We start from the raw sequence: 19612 nt of genomic DNA on the forward strand, positions 1-19612 counted from the left end.
TCGCGCTCAGGGGGGCGGACTGTCTTGCCTCTGGCTGCCATTGCCTTTGCGATCCTTCTCGGCCCGCGGCTGCGGTTTCGGTTCAGCGCGGTGCCGGGACGATATCGACACGATTGGGCGGGCCGTCGGGGATGTTGTTCCCGAGCGCGCGGACGTCCATGCGGGTCGAGCGGATGCCCTGTCCGATGAGGAACTGTCGGACCGCCAGCGCACGCGACAGCGACAGCCGGCGCGCCTGATTGACCTGGTTGCTGTCGCCGGCGGCGTAGGCCAGCAGTTGAATGCGCCGGCTCTCGTCGGCCTGCAGGCTGGCCGCCAGCTCGTTGAGGGCCGTATCGCCGTCCGGTGCGACTGCGTCCTGGCCCTCGGTGAAGGTGACGCGCGCCAGCAGTTCCTGCTCGACCGTGGCCTCCGGCTGCGGCGGCAGCGCCGCCTGCTGCGGCTCCGGCTCGGCCTGCGCTGCCGGGCCAGGGCTCGGGCCGGGGGCAGGTTCGGGTGTCGGCTCCGGCGTGGCGGCCGGACTTGGCTCGGGAGCGGACGGCGGCGGGCTGGCGGGTTCGGCGGCCTGCTGCGTCGCGTCCGGGGCCGGGGCCGGGGTATCGGATTCTGCGGCGGCTTCCGCATCGGCTTCGGCATCGGCTTCCGCGGCGGTTTCTGCGCCGGCGTCGGCTCGTGCGGGGGGCGCCGGCGGCGGCGGCGCCGGAGGGATCGGCTGAAGCTCCGGAGTCTCCGTCTCGGCCTGTTGCGGCGGGCTGGCCGGCTCCGGGCGCGCGGCGGGCGCGGGCGCCGGTGTAGGCTCCGGCGTGGCCTGCCGCTGCGGCGCGGGCGGCATGGGGGCCGCCTGCGGACTCGCCCCGCTTTCGGTGCGTTCGTCCGACCCCATGTCCTCGGGGGTCGAAGTCTCGGAGGCTTGATTACCTGCGGTGGGGGTGCCGGTGCCGGCATCCGTCTGGGCTTCGCGCTCGGCCAGGGCCTGGGACGGCAGCGGCGGTGGGCTGCTGCGCTGGGTGCGTTGCGGCTGCGCCGGCTGAGGTGTGGCTCCGCTAGGACGGAAGGCCTGCGATTGGGGATCCGCCTGCGGCTGCTGAGGTTGTACTTGCGCCTGGGGCTGGGATCGCGGCTGTGCCTGCGGCTGGACGCCAGTGATGGCCCTCGGCGGAACTGGACGCGGGATCGGCGCGGGGGCCTGCCCGACCTGCGGCGGAACACCCTGAAGCGTGCGGCCCTGCAGGGCGCCGGGTTGCGGGACGCCGGCCTGGGCCTGATAGCGGGGGGCGAAGGTGGTGAGCGGCGGCCGCGGGGTCGCGCTGTAGACCTGAACGCCGCTGTAGAAGGGCATTCCCTGCTGTGCGAAGGGCGATCCTTGCTGCGGGAAGGGCTGGCCGTAGCCCTGCGCGAAGGGTTGCCCGTAGGCTTGCGGGCGCGTCAGAGTCGAACGTGGTTGCTGTTGCGGCGGGAACTGCAGCCCACCCGGCACCGCCACGAAGCCCTGGCCCGGCAGGCCCGGCGGCGGAAAGGCCTGACCGTAGGGCGTGGCTCCGGCACCCAGGCTGTTCAACAGCTGCTGGTTCACGAAAACGTTATTCTGCGCGGCGGCGGGAGCGGCCAGCGCCAGAGCGCCGGCCAGCGCAATGCCGGCGGACAGCCCACGGTACCAAATCTTGGTGTCGTCGCTACTCATACGCGTTTCGTCCCCTCGCGCCTTGACGGCGCTGATTGGCTTCCGAACGGATCGCCACTCCCCCCAAGGAATCGATACCCCTGATGGCGGTTTACACTAGTCAGGCGGCGCTGGGCAAACAAGCAAGCGGCTCCCCAGCGGTTGGTTCGCGGTCGGCCGGTCTGGTCTGGCCCATTGCTATGATACGGTCGGCCTCCTGCCGGATGTTTCTCCGCCGCCCTCCGTGCGGAACCTGCTGACCTGCGATGGGACGCCGTTGCCGGCCGGTCTCCCGGCTCGCGGCCCCGGCGGCCGACCCTCCTCGGATAAGACCGGCATCTTTCTTCAAACGAAGTGAAGAGAGTCTTTACAACCTGCGTTTAACGCCGGCCTTCCAAGGGGGGCGTTTCAGGCGCGCGCGCGGGCCTTGCTCAGCATGCGGTCGAGCGGGTCCTGCAGCCTTGGCGTGACGGCCAGGATGGAGTTGCTTTCCACCCGGTGGCTGCCGCCGCCGATCTCGGTCACCAGCCCGCCGGCCTCGCGCACCAGCAGAACGCCCGCCGCCACGTCCCAGGCATTCAGGTTGCGCTCCCAATAGCCGTCGAAGCGGCCCGCCGCGACGTAGGCGAGGTCCAGGCTGGCGGTGCCCCAGCGGCGCACGCCGGAGCTGATTTCCATGACCGTCTCCAGCTCCGCCAGGAACTGACGATGGCCGGGAATGCCCTTGAAGGGAATGCCGGTGGCGAAGACCGCCTCCTCCAGCCGCTCGCGCGAGGAGACCCGCAGCCGCCGGTCGTTCAGATAGGCGCCGGCACCTCGCTCGGCGGTGAAGAGCTCGTCCTTGATCGGGTCGTAGACCACGCCGGCGGCGATCTGGCCGCGCTCCTCCAGGCCGATGGAAATGGCGAAGTGCGGCAGGCCGTGCAGGAAGTTGGTGGTGCCGTCCAGCGGATCGACGATCCAGCGCCGTTCCTCGCCGTTCCTCGCCGGGGTGCTGCCCGACTCCTCCATCAGGAAGCCGAAGTCCGGCCGGGCGTAGGCCAGTTCGTCGCGGATCGTCTTCTCTGCCGTGATGTCGGCGGTGGAGACGAAGTCGGCGGGACCCTTCTTGGAGACTTGCAGGTTCTCCACCTCGCCGAAGTCCCGGCGCAGGCGACCGGCGGCCTTCTTGGCGGCCTTGACCATGACGGTGATGACGGGCGAGCGCAGGGACATGTGGGGGATGGGCTCCAGGGATGCGGGCCGGGTATCTGGGCCGAAGAGACAGGCCCGATCGTGGACGGCGGTCTCGTAAAACCGGCGGTGGGCGGACGCGCTCAGTCCTTGGCGCGCTCGACGTATTCGCCCTCGGCGGTGTTGACCACCACGCGGGTGCCGGCCTCGATGTGCGGCGGCACCATGATCTTGACGCCGTTCTCCAGCACCGCCGGCTTGTAGCTGGAGGAGGCGGTCTGGCCCTTTACCACCGGGTCGGCCTCGCTGATCGTCAGCGTCACCTGCTCCGGCAGCTCGACCGAGATCGGGCTGCCTTCGTAGGACTCGACGGAGACGGTCATGCCCTCGGCCAGGAAGGGCAGGGGCGCGCCGACCAGCTCGCTATGGACCGTGATCTGTTCGTAGGTCTCGTTGTCCATGAAGGTCAGCATCTCGTCTTCGGCGTAAAGGAACTGGAAGTCCTTCTGCTCCAGGCGGACCCGCTCGACCGTCTCGCCGGCGCGGAAGCGTTCGTTCATCTTGGTGCCGTCGCGCACGTCCTTCAGCTCGACCTGGGCATAGGCGCCGCTCTTGCCGGTCTTGGTCGCCTGGATCTTGACGGCGCGCAGCAGACGGCCCTTGTGCTCGATGATGTTGCCGGGGCGGATGGCATTGCCGTTGATCTTCATGACTCGCTCTCGGTAGCTGACGGTCGGGCGCTGGCTGTCGGTGGCTCGCGCGCTGGGATGGGCGCAGCCGGCCCGGTCGCGGGTGAACCTCGAAATCTCGTTCGGAAAGGCGCCGCCGATATAGCCGCTCGCCGCCGCCGAGGCAACGGTCGTGGGCGATTGGAGGCTGCGCTTCGCGCTGCTCTGGCCTGCGGGTGCACAGCCGCCTGCTTCGACAGGCTTGCGATGAAGGTAAAGGATTAAGGGGACCGGTGAGCGCCGATATGCTCGCTTTCTAGGGACTCACCGGGTTCCGCGCGTCGGCCAGCACCCGCCCGCCGATGGTGACGAAGCAGACGCCGGCGGCCCGCTCGATCCAGTGGCGGGCGTGCTGAAAGCGCCGGATCACCGGCGAGGAGGACATGAAGAGGCTGACGACGGCGTACCAGACCAGCGCGCAGCCGACGACCAGCGCGATCATCAGGCCCATCAGCCAGAGCGGTGTGGCGTCGGTCACCGCCGTGGCGAAGACGCTGGCGAAGAGCACGATGGCCTTGGGATTGGTCAGGGTGACCAGGAAGCCGAAGAGCAGTGGATTGCCGCGCTTGTCGGCTTCGCCTTCGGGAAGCTCGATCTCCTGCGGCTTGGCCAGCAGCAGCCGGATGCCGAGATAGATCAGATAGCTGCCGCCCAGCACCCGCACCAGCCAGGTCAGCCACTGGTACTCGATCAGCAGGGCCGAGAGGCCGAGCAGGCTCAGCGTCGCGTAGAAGCCGAGGCCGAGGGACACGCCCAGAGTCGTCAGAAGCCCGGCCGAGGTTCCGCGCGTCATGGAGGAGCGGACCACCGCCACGAAGTCCGGCCCCGGCAGCAGCAGGGCCGGGATGAAGACGGCGAAGACGGAAATCAGAACCAGGGTCACGTCCAAAGGCGGCTCCTGTCACGTGCGAGGTGGCTTGCATTTGCACATGGAACGGCTGGAGCTGGCAACGGGGCGCCGCTCGTCTCCGCCTGAGTCGGCCGCCTTTATGGGGCGGCGTCTGCAGGGCGTGGCTTCGGCGACACGGCGCGCCGGAAAGGGGGCAGGCTGCAGTGTCGGACAATTGGATCGCCGCCGGGGCGCCCCATCTTGCAGCCTATGGTTGGCAAAAATCATGACGGCAAGGATAGCGCGGCCCCAGTCGCACTGAATCGCCGGCGCTTGCTCGGCGGCCTGGCGGCGACCTCCACCCTGGCGACGGTCGCCCCCATAACCTCAATATCCGCAACTTCGGCGTTCGCTGCCGTGGCGACTGCGCCCGGCTCGGCGGTCGAGGGTTCGACCCTCGACGCGGCCGCGCTCGAGCGGGTCGCCGAGATGGCGCGGAGGCTCGACCAGCTCAACAGCCTGATCGTGGCGCAAGGCGGCGAGATCGCCTTCGGCGAGGCCTTTCGCGGCCCGCCGCTCGACCGGCCGGCCAACGTCAAGTCGGTCTCCAAGACCCTGGTCGCGGCCCTGACCGGGGCGGCGCTGGACCGCGATCTGATCAGCGGCCCCGATCAGCCGCTGTCGGATCTGCTGGCCGATTTGATCCCGGAGGGGGCCGACCCGCGCGTCGGGCGGATCACCGTCGCCGACCTCCTGACCATGCAGGCGGGACTGCAGCGCACCTCCGGCGCCTTCTATGGCGATTGGGTGCAGAGCCGCGATTGGGTCCGCTATGCCCTGAGCCGCCCCTTCGTGGCGGAGCCGGGCGCGCGCATGCTCTATTCCACCGGCAGCTACCACCTCTTGGGCGCCGCTCTGTCCCGCGCCACGGGCCGCAGCCTCCTGGCGCTGGCCCGCGACTGGCTGGGCGACCCGCTGGAGATCGAGATCCCACCCTGGACCCGCGATCCCCAGGGCTTCTACCTGGGCGGCAACAACATGCGGCTCTCACCCCTGGCGCTGCTGCGCTTCGGCGAAGCCTACCGCCTCGGCGGCCTCTGGCGGGAGACGCGGGTGCTCAGCGCCGATTGGGTGGAAGCGTCCTGGCAGCCGCGCACCTACTCGCCCTTCTCCCGACACGACTACGGCTACGGCTGGTTCCTGACCCGGGCGCGCGGCCATCCGGTCGCCTACGCCCGCGGCTACGGCGGCCAGATGCTCTACGTCCTGCCGTCCCTCGCCCTGACCGTCGTCGTCACCTCCGACCCCACCCGCCCGGCCCGCTCCGGCGGCTACGTCGGCGACCTCAACGCCCTGCTGGCCGAGCAGATCGTGCCGGCGGCGGAGGGGGTGTGAAGGGATTCGATCCAGGCGGTCGGATTCAGTCCCGCTGCCGCGCCCCCGCGTAGCGCGCCTCTTCGGCATAGTAGGCGTCGAACCCGACCCGTTCGCGCAGCTCGGCGAAGTCCATCAGCAGACCGGTGGGGTGCTGGCCGCTGGCCATGGCGGCCAGGGCGTCGCGGGTGGCGCGCATGGCGGCGCTCAGCAGGGTCAGGGGGTAGGCGGCGATGGAATACCCCAGGGCCTCCAACTCGGGCGGGCTCAGCAGCGGGGTGTCGCCGCCCTCGACCAGGTTGGCCATCTTCCAGCCGGGCACCTCCCGGCAGACGGTCTCCATCTCGGCGGTGTCGCGCGGCGCCTCGACGAAGAGGATGTCGGCGCCCAGCTCGGCGAAGCCCTGGGCGCGGGCGATGGCCTCGGCCAGGCCATGACCGTGGTTCGCGTCGGTGCGGGCGAGGATCAGCAGGTCCTGGCCCTGGGCGCGCGCCTCCTCGCGCGCATCGACGGCGGCCTTGATGCGGTCCAGCGCCGTCTCGCGGTCCACCACCTCCTTGCCGCGCGTGTGGCCGCAGCGCTTCGGCGCGACCTGGTCCTCGATCATGGCGGCGGCGAAGCCGGCCCCGGCGTAGCCCTTGACCGTGCGCTTGACGTTGAGGGCGTTGCCGTAGCCGGTGTCGGCATCGCCGATCACCGGGATCGAGACGGCGGCGGCGATGTTGCGGCCCTGCTCCAGCATCTCGGCGTAGGAGATCAGGCCGGTGTCGGGCGCCCCCAGCCGCACGGCCGAGACGGCGAAGCCGCTCATGAAGGTCAGCGGGAAGCCGGCCTGCTCGATCATCTTCGCCGAGAGCGCGTCGTAGCAGCAGGGCATGACCTGCAGGCCGCCCTTGCTCAGCAGGGCGCGCAGCTTGGCGCCGGGCGTGAGCGTGGGTTCGGTGGCGAGGCTGGCTGAATCGGGCATGGGACGGCTCCTGCTGTGCATTGGTCTGTCGTTGCGGTAGCGGCCCGTTGGCCGCTCCCCTTCGCCCTTCGCCCTTCGACAGGCTCAGGATGAAGCGGGGTGATCCAATCTCTCTCTTCTCGCTTCACCCTGAGCCTGTCGAAGGGGGCCGGCCGCAACCGCTCCGGCGACGCGCTACAACTTGAAGGGAATATAGAGCGCGATGTCCGGTACCAGGTAGATGATCACCACGGCGACCAGCATCAATGCCAGGAAGGGCCAGACTCCGCGCGCGACTTCGCCCATGCCGGCCTTTCCGACCGCTTGTATGACGTAGAGGTTGAGGCCGACCGGCGGGGTGATCAGGGCGCATTCCACCATGATGACGAAGAAGATGCCGAACCAGATCGGGTCGATGCCCAGCGCGGCCAGGGAGGGCGAGAGCACCGGCACCATGATCAGCATCATGGAGAGCGCCTCCAGGAACAGCCCCATCAGCACTAGCACCAGGGCGCAGAAGAGAATGAAAAGCGCCGCCTCGTCGACGTTGGCCGTGATGAAGGCGGAGATGTCCTGGGGGATGCGGTAGAGGGTGATGGCCTTGCCGAAGACCTTCGCGCCCGCGACGATCAGCAGGATCGTCACGGTGGTGCGCATGGCATCCAGCGTCGCCGCCTTCAGGGCTGGCCAGGTCAGGGTGCGCAGGATCACCCCGGTGATGACCAGGCTGGCGGCGAAGCCGATGGCCGCCGCCTCCGTCGGCGTGAAGGCGCCGGCATAGATGCCCCAGATGATCAGCCCGGCCAGCGCGAAGGTGGGGGAGGCACGCAGCAGCGTGGCCTTGCGCTCGCCCCAGCTCGCCTTTTCCATCGGCGTGAAGCCGCCGCCGAACTTGGCGTAGAGCATCGAGAAGCCGATGAAGAGCCCGATCAGCAGCAGGCCGGGGCCGATCCCGGCCAGGAAGAGCTGGATCACCGACTCCTCGGTGATGAAGCCGAAGACGATCATCGGGATCGAGGGCGGGATCAGGATCCCCAGCGTCCCGCCGGCCGCCAGCAGGCCCAGGACGAAGGGGCGGGCGTAGCCGCGCTTCAGCATCTCGGGGATCGCCACGGTGCCGATGGTCGCCGCCGTAGCCACGGAGGAGCCGGAAATCGCCGCGAAGATGCCGCAGGACAGGATGGTGGCGACCGCCAGCCCGCCGGGCCAGTGGCCGACCCAGGCCTGGACGGCGGCGAAGAGGTCGCGCCCGACGCCGCCCTTCAGCAGCACGTTGGACATCAGCAGGAACAGCGGCACGGCCAGCAGGATGAAGTTGTCCACCGTAGACAGGAGGCCCTGCGGCACCATCAGCGGCGAGAAGCCCCCGAGAAACAGCATGCCCAGCCCCAGGCCGGCCAGGGCGAAGGCCACCGGCACGCCCGCCAGCAGCAGCGCGAAGAGCGCGAGAAGAACGATAAGGGTTTCCATGAATCCTGACTTCTAGTGAGCTCCGGCGTCTTCGCCGTCGTGACCGCTTGGGGGTGTCTCGCCGGCGAGCAGGCGCAGGGTCTCGGCCAGGGCTTGGGCGAACAGCAGCGCGAAGCCGAGCGGGACCGTGACCTCCAGCGTCCACTGCGGCAGGTCGAGCATCGTCGCCGTGGTTCGCCCGCGCTCGAAGGAGTCGAAGGCGATGGTGCCGCCGTACCAGCCGGCCACCGCCGACAGCAGGGCGACCATCGCCATGGCGAAGATCTCGCAGCCCCGCTGGGCGGCGGCGCTGAGGTGGCCGGTGATCAGGGTGATGCGGATGTGGCTACGCCGGCGCAGCAGCGCGGCCATGGCCAGGAAGGTGCCCCAGACCAGGAAGACGCGCGACAGTTCCTCCGCCCAGATGGTCGGCGCGTTGAAGAGATAACGGGCCGCGACCTCGTAGGAAATCATCGCCGCCGTGGCGAAGAACAGCCAGGCGGCAAGATGGGCGAGCAGGTCGGTCAGGCGGTCGAGAAGCCGAAACATGAGAAGGATGCTTTTCCAGAGGCTCTTTGAAAAGGCGCTCTCCGGCGCCTGAAGAGGTCCGTCCCGCGCCCCGCCCGGGCCACCCAAGAAACACTCCCGGACGGACGGGGAAACGGAACGGACCTCTGAGGGACCGTGAGGTCCCTGTCGGACGACGCGGCGGCCGCCGGGACCGCCGGCGCCTTAGTTGCTGACGCTGCTGCGCAGCTCCAGGGCCGCCTCGTAGACCTGCCGTCCGAGCTCGCCGGTCTCGGCCAGGTACTGGTCGATCACCGGCTGCGAGCCGGCCCGCCAGGCTTCGATCTCCTCGCTCGAGAGCTCGTGGACCTGCATGCCGTTTTCCTTGGCGGCGTCATAGGCCTCGTTCTCGATCTCGGTGATGCGGTCGCGCACGGCGGCGTCGGCGGTGGCGGCCGCCGTCGCGATGATCTCGCGATGCGCTTCCGGCAGCTCCTGCCAGAACTCCTCGTTGACCAGCACGATGAACTCGATGTCGGCGTGGTTGGTCACGGTGATCCAGTCCATCACCTCCCAGAGTGAGCGGGAACGGACGCCGGAAACGCCGGTCATGCCGACGTCGACCGTGCCGCGCTGGTAGGCGAGATATTGCTCGGACCCGGAAATCAGGGTCGGCACGCCGCCCACCGCCTCGACGAAGCTGCCGAGCGTCTTGCCGAAGACGCGGACCTTCTGGCCCTCGATGTCCGCCGGGGTGCGCAGCGGCTCGTCCTGGGACAGCATGACGGCACCACCGTAGGCCTGCCACCAGAGCACGCGGCTGCCGGTGTCCAGGATCGCCTCGTCCAGCGGCCCGCGCACCGGGCTGTCCGCAGCCGTGGCGGCGCGCACCAGCGGCTCCGAGTTGAAGACGAAGGGCATGTAGAAGATGTCGACCGCCGGAATGTCGCCGACGAAGCGGGTCAGCGAGGCCACGCCCATCTCGATCGCGCCAGAGCCGACCGCCTGGGGAACTTCGCTGTCCTTGTAAAGCTGTGCGGAATCGAAGATCTGCACCTCGATCTCGCCGTTCGAGGCGCTCTCGACCTCTTCCTTGAAGAGCGTCAGATTCTGGCCGAGATGGCTCTTGAGCGGTAGCTGCAGGGTGATGCGCAGCGTGGTTTCGGCGGCCTCGGCGGAAGGGGCCGTCACGGGCAGAGCCAGAGCCAAGGCGGCGGCGCAGGCAGCCGCTCCCAACAAGCGTTTCATGTCGCGTCCTCCCAATGGACTTGTCCGATGGAGTTGAATTCCAACGGACCTGAATTTTCGGTGCGGCCGGTCGATTCTTGCGCCGGCCGCTTGCTTTGCGCAGCAAAACTATCGGGCAGGTTGGCTGCGGACAAGCCGCGAATTTTCTTGAACTGACAGGGTCGAGCATGCAAGGCGGGATCGTGGGGCCGCGACGGGCCCGGCAGTTCACCCCCGGCTGTCGCGTTCCGCGGCGACGAAGAGGGCGTTGAAGGCCTCGACCGCCGCCTTGGGGCCGTCGGGATGGTCCCAGACGGCACGGCCGACGGCCAGGAAGTCGGCGCCGGCCTCGATCAAGGCCGGGGCGCTCTCCAGGTCGATGTGGCCCCAGGCGACGCAGGGCAATTCCATCATCTCGGCCCACCAGGCGATGGTCTCCAGCGCGCGGGCGTCGAAGCAGACGTAGTCGCTGCCCAGTTCGCCCGCCACCATGGCGAGGTGGCGGGAGTCGCCGCAGTCGGCGCCCAGGATCGCGTCCTGACCCATCGCGAGGCGTACCGAGCGCAGGCTGGCCGGCCGGGCTTCCAGATGCACGCCGTCGCAGCGGTAGGTATCGGCCAGGTCGCAGCGGCCCTCGACCAGCACCGCCACGTCGGCGGCTTGGGCCGGCGGCGTCAGGGCCTCCACCAGGGCGTTGAGCATCTCGTCGCCGACATCGGCGCGGATCAGCAGGCTGGCGATGTCGCCGCCCGACAGGGCCGCCTCCAGCTTGCGGCGCAGGTCGTCAACGGAAACGCCGCCGGACTCCAGGTCCGGCGGCGTCACGAGGTAGAGGCGGCAGCGCATACTCAAATCGATATCCCGGTCTGCGCCAACGTGCGGGCCGCGGTCCGCACCGGACCCTGCGTCAGACTTTGCCCTGATAGATCTTGATGATCGAACTCAGCAGGTCCAGCGCCTCCTCGCGCGGCCGCTGGAAGGTGTTGCGCCCGATGATCGAGCCGGTGGCGCCGCCGTCCCGGATGGCCCGGATCTCATCGAGCAGGGCGGCGGTGTCCTTGGCGCCGCCGCCGGAGAAGACCACCAGTCGGCGGCCGGCGAAGCAGGATTCGACGACATGCGCGATCCGCTTCGACAGGGTCGATATGTCGATCTTCTGCGCCTTGTAGACTTTCTTGGCCTCGTCCTGCTCCAGCGCGTCGGTCGGCGGCTTGACCTTGATGATGTGGGCGCCCAGCAGCGTCGCCATGTGGGCGGCGTAGGCGGTGACGTCCATCGCCGTCTCGCCCTGCTTGGACAGCTCGCCGCCGCGCGGATAGGACCAGATCACCACGGCCAGACCGACCGACTTGGCCTCCTCGGCCAGTTCGCGGATCTCCTCCATCATCTCGAACTGCTCGTCGGAGCCCGGGTAGATGGTGAAACCCACCGCCGAGCAGCCCAGGCGCAGCGCGTCCTCGACGCTGCCGGTGATGGCCTGATCCTTGGAGGTCGCGGTGGAGTTGGAGGAGTTGAGCTTGAGGATGGTCGGGATCGCCCCGGCGAAGGTATCGGCGCCGGCCTCGAGCATGCCCAGCGGCGCGGCGTAGGCCGACAGGCCGGCGTCGATCGCGAGCTGGTAGTGATAGTGCGGGTCGTAGGCCGGCGGGTTGGGCGCGAAGCTGCGGACCGGGCCGTGCTCGAAGCCCTGGTCGACCGGCAGGATGACCAGCTTGCCGCTGCCGCCGAGTTTGCCTTCCATCAGGATGCGCGCCAGGCTGGTTTTCGTGCCCGGACTGTCGCTCTCGTAGTTCGCGAGGATCTTCTTGACCCGCTGGGTGATGCGCATTGAGCTGTCTTTCCCTTCGTCGATTGACTTTGAGATGCCTGTGCCCCTGCGGCGCCCTGGTGACGTCGCGCAGGTGTCGTGACGTCGTGCCAGCGATGCCAGCCCCTCCTGGCTCTGGTGAATAGCGGAGCGCCGAGTCGATTTCAACGCCGCCGAGGCCGCTTCGCCGCAGAGACCAGGCGCAGCCGCGCGGCGACGGCGCTGCCCGGGTCGGGTTCGTCCAGCAGATCGATTGCTTCCGGCCGGACCCGTCGCAGCGATCCGCCGGCCGCCGTGACGATCGCGTCCAGCTTGGCGGCGACCGGCGCCGCGCCGCGGAAAATCAGCCGTTGCAGTCCGCAACGCAGGGCGGCCAGAGCGAGGCCCGGTGCGGCGGCGGCGTCGACCAGCAGAACGACCCGTCCCGGCGGCACCGTCGCCGCCACGCGGCTTTGCACCTCCGCCCAGAACAGCGGTCCCTGCGCGGCGAGGCCGTCGTCCGGTGTGATCAGGGCCAGGGGTCTGTCGGCCGCCTTCGCCGCGGCGGCGGCGGCAAGCGCCTGGCGCAGGTTGTGGACCACGAAGGCGGGCGGACCTTCTTCTATGTTCATGCCGCCCCTTTGGTCATGCTGCCGTGTAGGAGGGCAGCTTCCGACGCAGCCAGCCGGCGGCGCGCAATTGGGACCGATAGGTGCGGCCCACCGGAACCTCGCGGCCGTCGATGAGCCGCAGACGCCAGCTTTGGCCGTGTCGTCGGGCGCCCGCGAGCGCGCCTTCGGCCACCCAGTAGGAGCGATGGACGCGCAACCCCTGGCCCTGCAGGTCGCGCGCCGCATCCTCCATGCGGAAGAGGATAATGTCGCTCCCCTCGCTGGTATGGATGCGCAGGTAGTGGTCCTCCATCTCCAGGAACAGCAGGCGGCCGTGCAAGTCCGCCGGCCAGCGCCGCTGGAAACCGGTTTCTCCCTCGACCGCTTCGTTCTCGGCTTCGGTCAGGGCGGCGTCGATGGCGCGGTCGACCGCATCGGCGGCGCGATTGGAGCGGGCGACCGACCAGGCGTAGGTGGGCAGCATCACGGCGGCGGTGATGAGCAGAACCTGCCAGTGGACCGATAAGACCGAGGATTGAAGCGAGTGGCCCAGCACCCGGGCGACGCCGAAGACCACCGCCGTCATGACCGGTGAGATCAGCAGGCTGGCAAGCAGGGGCAGGGTCACGCTGCGCCGCGGCAATTGTTCGGCGAACCGCAGGAAAATGCGGCGCATCGCGGTCTCGGCGATGATCCAGTTCAGCCAGACGGCCGGCACCCAGAAGATTGCGCGCCGCCAGAACGGCAGGTCGAAGGTGCCGAACGGACCCAGCCCGGCCAGGACCAGCCCGACCAGGACCGGCAAGGTCGACCACCTGAAGAAAAAGCCCAGCCGTTCACGCATCGTGGCGGCAAGCCTACCACGCCGGCTGCGAAAGTCTGTTCGTCTGCCGCGCAAAAGCCGTGGTGGAGCTATGCAAAAAGGGGAAGTCGAGCGTGACGATGTCACAGCTCTCCAGATCACGGGGGCCCGGGTCACAGCGTTCCAGGCGGCAGGAACGCGCAGGAACGGCCGGGCTGGGAGCCCGGCCGTCATCGCTTCCGGTGAAGGACTCGCCGCTTACAGCAGCTCGCCGAGTGTCACGGCGGTGTCGGTCATGCGATTCGAGAAGCCCCACTCGTTGTCGTACCAGGACATAACCCGGCCGAAGGTCTGGCCCAGCACCTTGGTGCCCCCGGCGTCGAAGACCGAACTGGCCGAGGAGTGATTGAAGTCGACCGAGACCAGCGGCGCGCTGTTGACCTCTAGGATGCCCTTGAGCGGGTTGGACGCGGCTGCTTCTTCCATCGCCGCGTTGATCGCACCGGCGTCGAGCGGCTTGCTGGAGGTGAACTTCAGGTCGACCAGGCTGACGTTGGGGGTCGGCACTCGGATCGCCACGCCGTCCAGCTTGCCGTTCAGCTCCGGCAGCACCAGCCCGACCGCCTTGGCCGCACCGGTCGAGGTCGGGATCATCGAAAGGGCCGCCGCGCGGGCGCGGTGCGGGTCCTTGTGCAGGGAGTCGACGGTGTTCTGGTCGCCGGTATAGGCGTGGATGGTGGTCATGAAGCCCTGCTCGAGCCCGAAGGTCTTGTGCAGGATGTGGGCCACCGGCGCCAGGCAGTTGGTGGTGCAGGAGGCGTTGGAGATCACCGTGTGATCCGCGCTCAACTGGTCGTGGTTGACGCCGTAGACCACGGTCAGGTCCGCGCCGGAGGCGGGGGCCGAGACGATCACCTTCTTGGCGCCGCCCTGCAGGTGGGCGCTGGCCTTCTCCTTGGAGGTGAAGATGCCGGTGCACTCCATCACCACGTCGACGCCCAGCTCGCCCCAGGGCAGCTTGGCCGGGTCGCGCTCGGCCAGCACCTTGATGCTCTTGCCGTCGACCGTGATGGAGGCCTCGCCGAAGCCGATCTCGCCGGGATAGCGCCCGTGCACCGAGTCGTAGGTCAGCAGGTGGGCGTTGGCCTCGGCCGAGCCCAGGTCGTTGATCGCCACGAACTCGATATCGCTGCGCTTGGCCTCGAGGGCCGCGCGCAGCACCAGGCGGCCGATCCGCCCGAACCCGTTGATGCCGACGCGAACTGCCATCTGGTTTCTCCTCCGTTGTGTCGATTCGCTCTCATGATCGGTGCCCCGCTCGCGCGTGCCGCCGCCGTCTCGTCGCTCAAAGCCAGGCTTTCACCGCCTTGACCACGCCTTCGGCCGTGATGCCGAAGTGTTCGTAAAGATCCTCGGCCTTGCCCGATGCGCCGAAGCCGGGCATGCCCACCACCGTGCCGTCCAGGCCGACCCAGCGGTTCCAGCCGAAGGGGGAGGCCGCCTCGACCGCGATCTGCAGGGCACCCGGGCCCAGGACTTCGTCGCGGTAGTGGGCCGGCTGCTCCAGGAAGACTTCCCAGCTCGGCATGGAAACGACCGCCGCGGAGATGCCCTCGTCCTGCAGTTTCTGGCGTGCCTCTAGCGCGACCTGCACCTCGGATCCCGATGCCAGCAGGGTGACTTGCCGCTGACTCGCCGCCGAGGCCAGGATGTAGGCGCCCCAGGAGCAGTAGTTCTCCGCCGCGTGCTCGCCGCGCACCGTCGGCAGGTTCTGGCGGGTCAGCGCGAGCACGCTCGGGCCATTGCTCCGCAGAGCCAGCTCCCAGCACTCCGCCGTCTCGACGGCATCGGCGGGGCGGAAGACCTTGAGGCCGGGGATCGCCCGCAGCGCCGCCAGATGTTCGACCGGCTGGTGGGTCGGGCCGTCCTCGCCCAAGCCGATGGAATCGTGGGTCATCACGAAGACGACCCGCTGCTGCATCAGCGCGGCCAGGCGGATCGAGGGGCGGCAGTAGTCGCTGAACACCAGGAAAGTGCCGCCGTAGGGCAGGATGCCGCCGTGCAGCGCCATGCCGTTCATGGCCGCGGCCATGCCGTGCTCGCGCACGCCGTAGTGAATGTAGCTGCCCGTGAAGTCGTCGCGCGTGACCACCTGCATGCCGGCGGCGCGGGTGCCGTTCGATCCGGTCAGGTCGGCCGAGCCGCCCGTCAGTTCCGGCAGAACCCCGGTCAGGGCACTGAGCACCTTCTGGGAGGCGACGCGGGTCGCGACGGAGGGCGCCTCTGCCACGATCTCCTGCTTGAACGTGACGATGGCCTGCTCGAGCCCGTCCGGCGGATCGCCGGTGAGGCGGCGTTTCAGCTCCGCCTGATCGGCGGGGGCGGCGTCGGCGAGCCGGGCGTCCCAGGCGGCCGACAAGCCGGCACCCTGCGCGCCGACCGCGCGCCAGGCCGCCAGAATCGCGTCGGGCACGACGAAGGGCGCGGCGTTCCAGCCCAATTCCTTGCGTGCCGCCGCGATCTCGGCGTCGCCCAGGGGGGACCCGTGGGTGGCGGCCGTACCCTGCTTGTTCGGGGCGCCGAAGCCGATCACGGTCTTGCAGGCGATCAGGGACGGGGCGTCGCTGGCCTGGGCCGCCGCGATTGCCGCGGCCACCGCGACCGGATCGTGGCCGTCGACGCGCTGCGTATCCCAGCCGCTGGCCTGGAAGCGGACGAGCTGATCGTCGGAACAGGACAGATCGGTGCCGCCGTCGATGGAAATCGCGTTGTCGTCGAACAGCACGATCAGCTTATTCAGTTTCAGATGCCCGGCGAGGCTGATCGCCTCGTGGCTGATGCCTTCCATCAGGCAGCCGTCGCCGACCAGGCAGTAGGTGTGGTGCTCGACCAGCGCTTCGCCGAAGCGCGCGGCCAGCAGGCGCTCGGCCAGCGCCATGCCGACCGCGTTGCCGAGACCCTGGCCGAGCGGGCCGGTCGTCGTCTCGATGCCGGCGGCATGGCCATACTCGGGATGACCGGCGGTGCGGCTGCCGAGCTGACGGAAGTTGGCCAGTTCCTCGATCGGCATGTCTTCGTAGCCGGTGAGATGAAGCAGGCTGTAGAGCAGCATCGAGCCGTGGCCGGCGGACAGCACGAAGCGGTCGCGGTCGGGCCAGTCGGGGCGCTGGGGGTCGAACCTCAGGAACTGGCTGAAGAGAACCGTCGCCACGTCGGCCATGCCCATCGGCATGCCGGGGTGGCCGCTGTTGGCCTTCTGAACGGCGTCCATGGAGAGCGCGCGGATGGCGTTGGCCATCTCCGTCAGGCTCGTACCATGGGTGGTTGGGTCGAAATCGTGGCGCGTCTCGGCCACTGCGTCCTCCTAGCTTCCCCGTGCGGCAGCGCTGTGTCGGGCGCGGCACGGGTCTGATGCATCAACAATCGGGCCGCCGCCCTGCCGCCAGGCAATCCCCGCCGGTCGCAGGCGCGTCGACACGCCGGGCAGATTGGGGAGATCGCGGCGCCCGCGGGGCCATGGACTTTTCCGGATAACGAGGTCGCAGTCGGGCTGCGGCTGGCGCCTCCGGAATGCGGCGCACAATGCCCAGGGCGCTCCTGCCGGTCAACCGCGCAACGCCCCGAAACGGTTGTGCTGGCGTGATCGTCTGCCGAACCCTTCGCTGCGACGTTGACCCCCGACCGTCGCACTGCGTAGCTTACGAACTGATATGACAGATCTCGACGAAGCAAACCGCCGCCTGGAGGCGGCACTCGCCCGCCTCGACAAGGCGATCTCCGCCCGCCTTCAGGGAGGCGACGGATCCGATTCGGTCGGAATCGAAGCCGCCGAAGCACTCGCCGAAGCACAGCAGGAGTCGGACCGGCTGCGGCAACTGTCCGGCGATGTTTCGCGGCGCCTGGATCTGGCGATCGAACGCCTCGATAGCGTGTTGGAGGGCTAGACGGGATGGCGCAGGTCACCATCACCATCAATGGCCGGCCGTATCAGATCGGCTGCGAGGACGGTCAGGAGCCGCATCTGCTCGGCCTGGCGAACTACGTCGACGGCCGCATGCGCGACCTCTCGGCATCGGTGGGGCAGGTCGGCGAGGCGCGCCTGCTGGTCATGATGAGTCTCCTGATTGCCGACGAACTGGCCGAGGCGAGCAACCGCCTGGAGGCGCTCGAAGCGTCCGGGCAGGTCGCGGCAACCGGGCCGAAAGCCTCGGATGGCGCCGTGGCCGAAGTGGAAGCCGCAGCGTCCGAACGGCTGCAGCGGGCGGCGCAGCATCTCGAGTCCTTGAGCGCGCGCTTGGAAGCGGGGTGATCCCAGCTTACTCTTATGGGTCCGCGGTCTCCGCGGAGGGGGCTTCGCTGCGAGGTGCGTCAGGTCATTAGATCCCTGGGGCCAATGTCAGTCTCTAGGGAGCTGTCCCTGTCGGGGTCCTGGCCTCGGCATTACGGCGCCCACCTGCTTGAAGCAGGCCACAGAGGATGATTAACGACCAACGGCCATCGTGGCACCCCCTACCGGTATGAGCGAGTTACCCGCCAGCAGTAAGTCGGCCAGCAGCAAGACGGCCTTGCGCGCCACCATGGCGGAGGTCCGCCGCCGCGCGGCCGCTGCGGCGCCGGGCGCGGCGGAGGCGGTCCGCGAGCGCGCCCTGACCGACCCAACCTTCGTCGCCGAACCGCAAGTCTCCGGTTCGCAGACAGGGGCGTTGATCCTGTCCGCCTACTGGCCCATGCGTGACGAACTGGACCCTCGACCCCTGATGCTGGCCCTGGCGGCCCGGGCCTGGAAGCTCTGCCTGCCGGTGGTCGAGCGGACCGGTGCGGCGCTGACCTTCCGTGCCTGGGTCCCCGGCGACCCACTGGTCGAAGCGCGTTTCGGCACCCAGATACCGTCGGAGGGGTCGGAGGTCGTGACCCCGGATGTTCTTCTGGTCCCGCTCCTGGCCTTCGATCGGCGTGGCTACCGGTTGGGCTACGGGGGCGGTTTTTACGACCGGACACTGGCCGACCTGCGGAGCCGCAAGACGGTGACGGCCATGGGCCTGGCCTATGCCGGGCAGGAAGTGGAAGCGGTCCCGACCGAACCGACCGACCAGCGGCTCGACGCCCTGGTTACCGAACGGGGCTTGCTGAGCTTCACGTGAAGCCGCGGTCTCAAGAAGAGGAAACGAGATGCGCGTCGCATTCTTGGGCGATATCGTTGGACGGGCCGGACGCAAGGCCGTGGTCGAGCAACTCCCCGGTCTCCGGCGGCAGCTCGATCTCGACTTCGTCGTGGTCAACGGAGAGAACGCGGCCGGCGGCTTCGGCATCACCGAGAGCATCTGCCAGGACCTCTTCGCGGCCGGCGTCGATGCCGTCAGCGGCGGCAACCACTCCTGGGATCAGCGCGAGGCTCTCTCCTTCATCGAGCGCGAGCCCAGGCTGCTGCGCCCGGTCAACTACCCCGCCGGCACGCCCGGCCGTGGCGCCGCGACCTTCGAGGCGCGGCGGGGCCGCAAGGTGCTGCTGATCAACGTCATGGGCCGGCTGTTCATGGACCCGCTCGACGACCCTTTCGCCACGGTCGAGCGGGAGCTCTCGCGTTACACCCTCGGCGCCACGGTCGACTTTATTCTGGTCGACGTCCATGCCGAGGCCAGCAGCGAGAAGATGGCCATGTCCCATGTCCTGGATGGCCGGGTCTCCCTGGTCGTGGGCACCCACACGCACGTGCCGACGGCCGATGCCATGATCCTGGCGGGCGGTACGGCCTATCAGACCGATGCGGGGATGTGCGGCGACTACGATTCGGTGATCGGCGTGCAGAAGGAGAGTTCGATCGACCGCTTTACCAGGAAGTTGCCGACGGCGCGCATGCAGCCGGCCGAGGGGCCGGCAACGCTCTGCGGTGTCTTCGTCGAGACCGATGACCGCACGGGCCTGGCCCGCAGGATCGAACCGATCCGCGTCGGCGGAAAACTGAAGCAGGCCCTGCCGGAAACCGCCTTGGCGGCGGAGTAGGACGGACCAGCGCAAAAAGGCGCCTTCCGGCGCTTTTTTAGAACCCCCTGCTGGGAGAGACTAGAGTTTGCCCGCCACGTTCAGATAGCGGGAAATTTCTTCGCTGAGCAGCTGGCTGCGGCTGGCTTGTTCGGCGGCGGCGGCGCCGGCGTTGCGTGCGGCGGCGGCCGCGTCGGTCTGGGTCGTGGCGCCCAGGACGGCGTCCAAGGCGGCCAGGTCGGACTGATGGGCGAAATCCTCGACCAGTTGCGCGGCGCGCTCGACATTGCCGCTGGCAAGGTCGTCGGCCAAGCTGGCCGGTAGAATTTGAGTCGGCAACGCCATCTCTCGCCTCACAGGTCTTACAGGGCGCGGGCCTGTCGAAGTTGTCCGCATCGCGCGATCGCAGACTGCACCCGACAAGCTTAATGCGCTCTTAACGCGGTCGGCGGCAAGTCTCGGGCCTGCCGTCGTCCGCCGGGCGGCTCTGCCGGGGTCTTCTATCGTTGGCCTCAGCCTGCTAGAAGCGCGACGCGGAAGC

20 protein-coding genes and 1 other RNA gene are annotated in these 19612 nt (G+C 68.9%); 6 read left to right on the forward strand and 15 right to left on the reverse strand.

Annotation, left to right across the window (positions count from 1 at the left end; all coding sequences use genetic code 11):
• Window positions 1–82 precede the first annotated feature (82 nt).
• The 4 genes from DBZ32_RS17830 to DBZ32_RS17845 all read right to left on the reverse strand — a co-directional run bounded on the left by DBZ32_RS17830 (window position 83) and on the right by DBZ32_RS17845 (window position 4444).
• The gene (locus DBZ32_RS17830) at window positions 83–1681 is read right to left on the reverse strand and encodes an OmpA family protein (protein ID WP_119168595.1); all 1599 of its coding nucleotides are present in this window, start codon (window positions 1679–1681) and stop codon (window positions 83–85) included.
• Between the two features lie 387 nt (window positions 1682–2068).
• Window positions 2069–2875 (reverse strand): inositol monophosphatase family protein, encoded by an 807-nt coding sequence (locus DBZ32_RS17835; protein WP_119168596.1) that lies wholly within the window; start codon window positions 2873–2875, stop codon window positions 2069–2071.
• 101 nt (window positions 2876–2976) lie between these two features.
• Complete coding sequence (gene efp / locus DBZ32_RS17840) at window positions 2977–3543, reverse strand: elongation factor P (protein ID WP_119168597.1); 567 nt, start codon at window positions 3541–3543, stop codon at window positions 2977–2979.
• Window positions 3544–3817: 274 nt separating this feature from the next.
• Window positions 3818–4444, reverse strand: coding sequence for a LysE family translocator (locus DBZ32_RS17845; RefSeq protein WP_235830259.1), 627 nt, complete (start codon window positions 4442–4444; stop codon window positions 3818–3820).
• A gap of 363 nt (window positions 4445–4807) precedes the next feature.
• On the opposite strand from DBZ32_RS17845, the gene DBZ32_RS17850 reads away from it, so the two are divergent.
• On the forward strand, window positions 4808–5785 hold the full coding sequence (locus DBZ32_RS17850; RefSeq protein WP_235830260.1) for a serine hydrolase domain-containing protein: 978 nt from the start codon (window positions 4808–4810) through the stop codon (window positions 5783–5785).
• 25 nt (window positions 5786–5810) lie between these two features.
• On the opposite strand, the gene DBZ32_RS17855 is transcribed toward DBZ32_RS17850, so the two are convergent.
• From DBZ32_RS17855 to tkt, 10 genes are all read right to left on the reverse strand, one after another.
• Window positions 5811–6731, reverse strand: coding sequence for an isocitrate lyase/PEP mutase family protein (locus tag DBZ32_RS17855; protein WP_119168600.1), 921 nt, complete (start codon window positions 6729–6731; stop codon window positions 5811–5813).
• Between the two features lie 174 nt (window positions 6732–6905).
• A complete protein-coding gene (locus tag DBZ32_RS17860) occupies window positions 6906–8180 on the reverse strand; it encodes a TRAP transporter large permease (RefSeq protein WP_119168601.1) in 1275 nt (424 codons plus the stop codon).
• A gap of 12 nt (window positions 8181–8192) precedes the next feature.
• Window positions 8193–8708 (reverse strand): TRAP transporter small permease, encoded by a 516-nt coding sequence (locus tag DBZ32_RS17865; RefSeq protein WP_119168602.1) that lies wholly within the window; start codon window positions 8706–8708, stop codon window positions 8193–8195.
• A 183-nt stretch (window positions 8709–8891) separates the two neighbouring features.
• On the reverse strand, window positions 8892–9914 hold the full coding sequence (locus DBZ32_RS17870; protein WP_119168603.1) for a TRAP transporter substrate-binding protein: 1023 nt from the start codon (window positions 9912–9914) through the stop codon (window positions 8892–8894).
• A 207-nt stretch (window positions 9915–10121) separates the two neighbouring features.
• On the reverse strand, window positions 10122–10739 hold the full coding sequence (locus DBZ32_RS17875; RefSeq protein ID WP_119168604.1) for a thiamine phosphate synthase: 618 nt from the start codon (window positions 10737–10739) through the stop codon (window positions 10122–10124).
• 61 nt (window positions 10740–10800) lie between these two features.
• Window positions 10801–11721, reverse strand: a complete 921-nt coding sequence (locus DBZ32_RS17880; RefSeq protein WP_119168605.1) for a class I fructose-bisphosphate aldolase — start codon at window positions 11719–11721, stop codon at window positions 10801–10803.
• A gap of 143 nt (window positions 11722–11864) precedes the next feature.
• On the reverse strand, window positions 11865–12311 hold the full coding sequence (locus tag DBZ32_RS17885) for a hypothetical protein (protein ID WP_119168606.1): 447 nt from the start codon (window positions 12309–12311) through the stop codon (window positions 11865–11867).
• A 13-nt stretch (window positions 12312–12324) separates the two neighbouring features.
• Complete coding sequence (locus DBZ32_RS17890; RefSeq protein ID WP_162906824.1) at window positions 12325–13134, reverse strand: LytTR family DNA-binding domain-containing protein; 810 nt, start codon at window positions 13132–13134, stop codon at window positions 12325–12327.
• A 216-nt stretch (window positions 13135–13350) separates the two neighbouring features.
• On the reverse strand, window positions 13351–14361 hold the full coding sequence (gap, locus tag DBZ32_RS17895; protein WP_119168608.1) for a type I glyceraldehyde-3-phosphate dehydrogenase: 1011 nt from the start codon (window positions 14359–14361) through the stop codon (window positions 13351–13353).
• 76 nt (window positions 14362–14437) lie between these two features.
• Entirely contained in the window at window positions 14438–16447 is a 2010-nt protein-coding gene (tkt, locus tag DBZ32_RS17900) for a transketolase (protein ID WP_268877955.1), read from the reverse strand.
• Window positions 16448–16802: 355 nt separating this feature from the next.
• Here tkt and DBZ32_RS17905 point away from each other — a divergent pair, with 355 nt between their 5' ends.
• The 5 genes from DBZ32_RS17905 to DBZ32_RS17925 all read left to right on the forward strand — a co-directional run bounded on the left by DBZ32_RS17905 (window position 16803) and on the right by DBZ32_RS17925 (window position 19092).
• On the forward strand, window positions 16803–17036 hold the full coding sequence (locus DBZ32_RS17905) for a hypothetical protein (RefSeq protein ID WP_119168609.1): 234 nt from the start codon (window positions 16803–16805) through the stop codon (window positions 17034–17036).
• A gap of 5 nt (window positions 17037–17041) precedes the next feature.
• Entirely contained in the window at window positions 17042–17401 is a 360-nt protein-coding gene (locus tag DBZ32_RS17910; RefSeq protein ID WP_119168610.1) for a cell division protein ZapA, read from the forward strand.
• Window positions 17402–17442: 41 nt separating this feature from the next.
• Window positions 17443–17602, forward strand: a non-coding RNA gene (ssrS, locus tag DBZ32_RS17915) — 6S RNA.
• A 7-nt stretch (window positions 17603–17609) separates the two neighbouring features.
• Window positions 17610–18233 (forward strand): 5-formyltetrahydrofolate cyclo-ligase, encoded by a 624-nt coding sequence (locus DBZ32_RS17920; protein ID WP_119168611.1) that lies wholly within the window; start codon window positions 17610–17612, stop codon window positions 18231–18233.
• A 28-nt stretch (window positions 18234–18261) separates the two neighbouring features.
• The gene (locus tag DBZ32_RS17925) at window positions 18262–19092 is read left to right on the forward strand and encodes a TIGR00282 family metallophosphoesterase (RefSeq protein WP_119168612.1); all 831 of its coding nucleotides are present in this window, start codon (window positions 18262–18264) and stop codon (window positions 19090–19092) included.
• A 60-nt stretch (window positions 19093–19152) separates the two neighbouring features.
• Here the strand turns inward: DBZ32_RS17925 and DBZ32_RS17930 are convergent, their stop codons facing one another.
• A complete protein-coding gene (locus DBZ32_RS17930) occupies window positions 19153–19416 on the reverse strand; it encodes a hypothetical protein (protein WP_119168613.1) in 264 nt (87 codons plus the stop codon).
• Window positions 19417–19612: the final 196 nt, after the last annotated feature.

Origin of the sequence: Algihabitans albus (assembly GCF_003572205.1) — a bacterium.
Lineage (GTDB): Bacteria > Pseudomonadota > Alphaproteobacteria > Kiloniellales > DSM-21159 > Algihabitans > Algihabitans albus.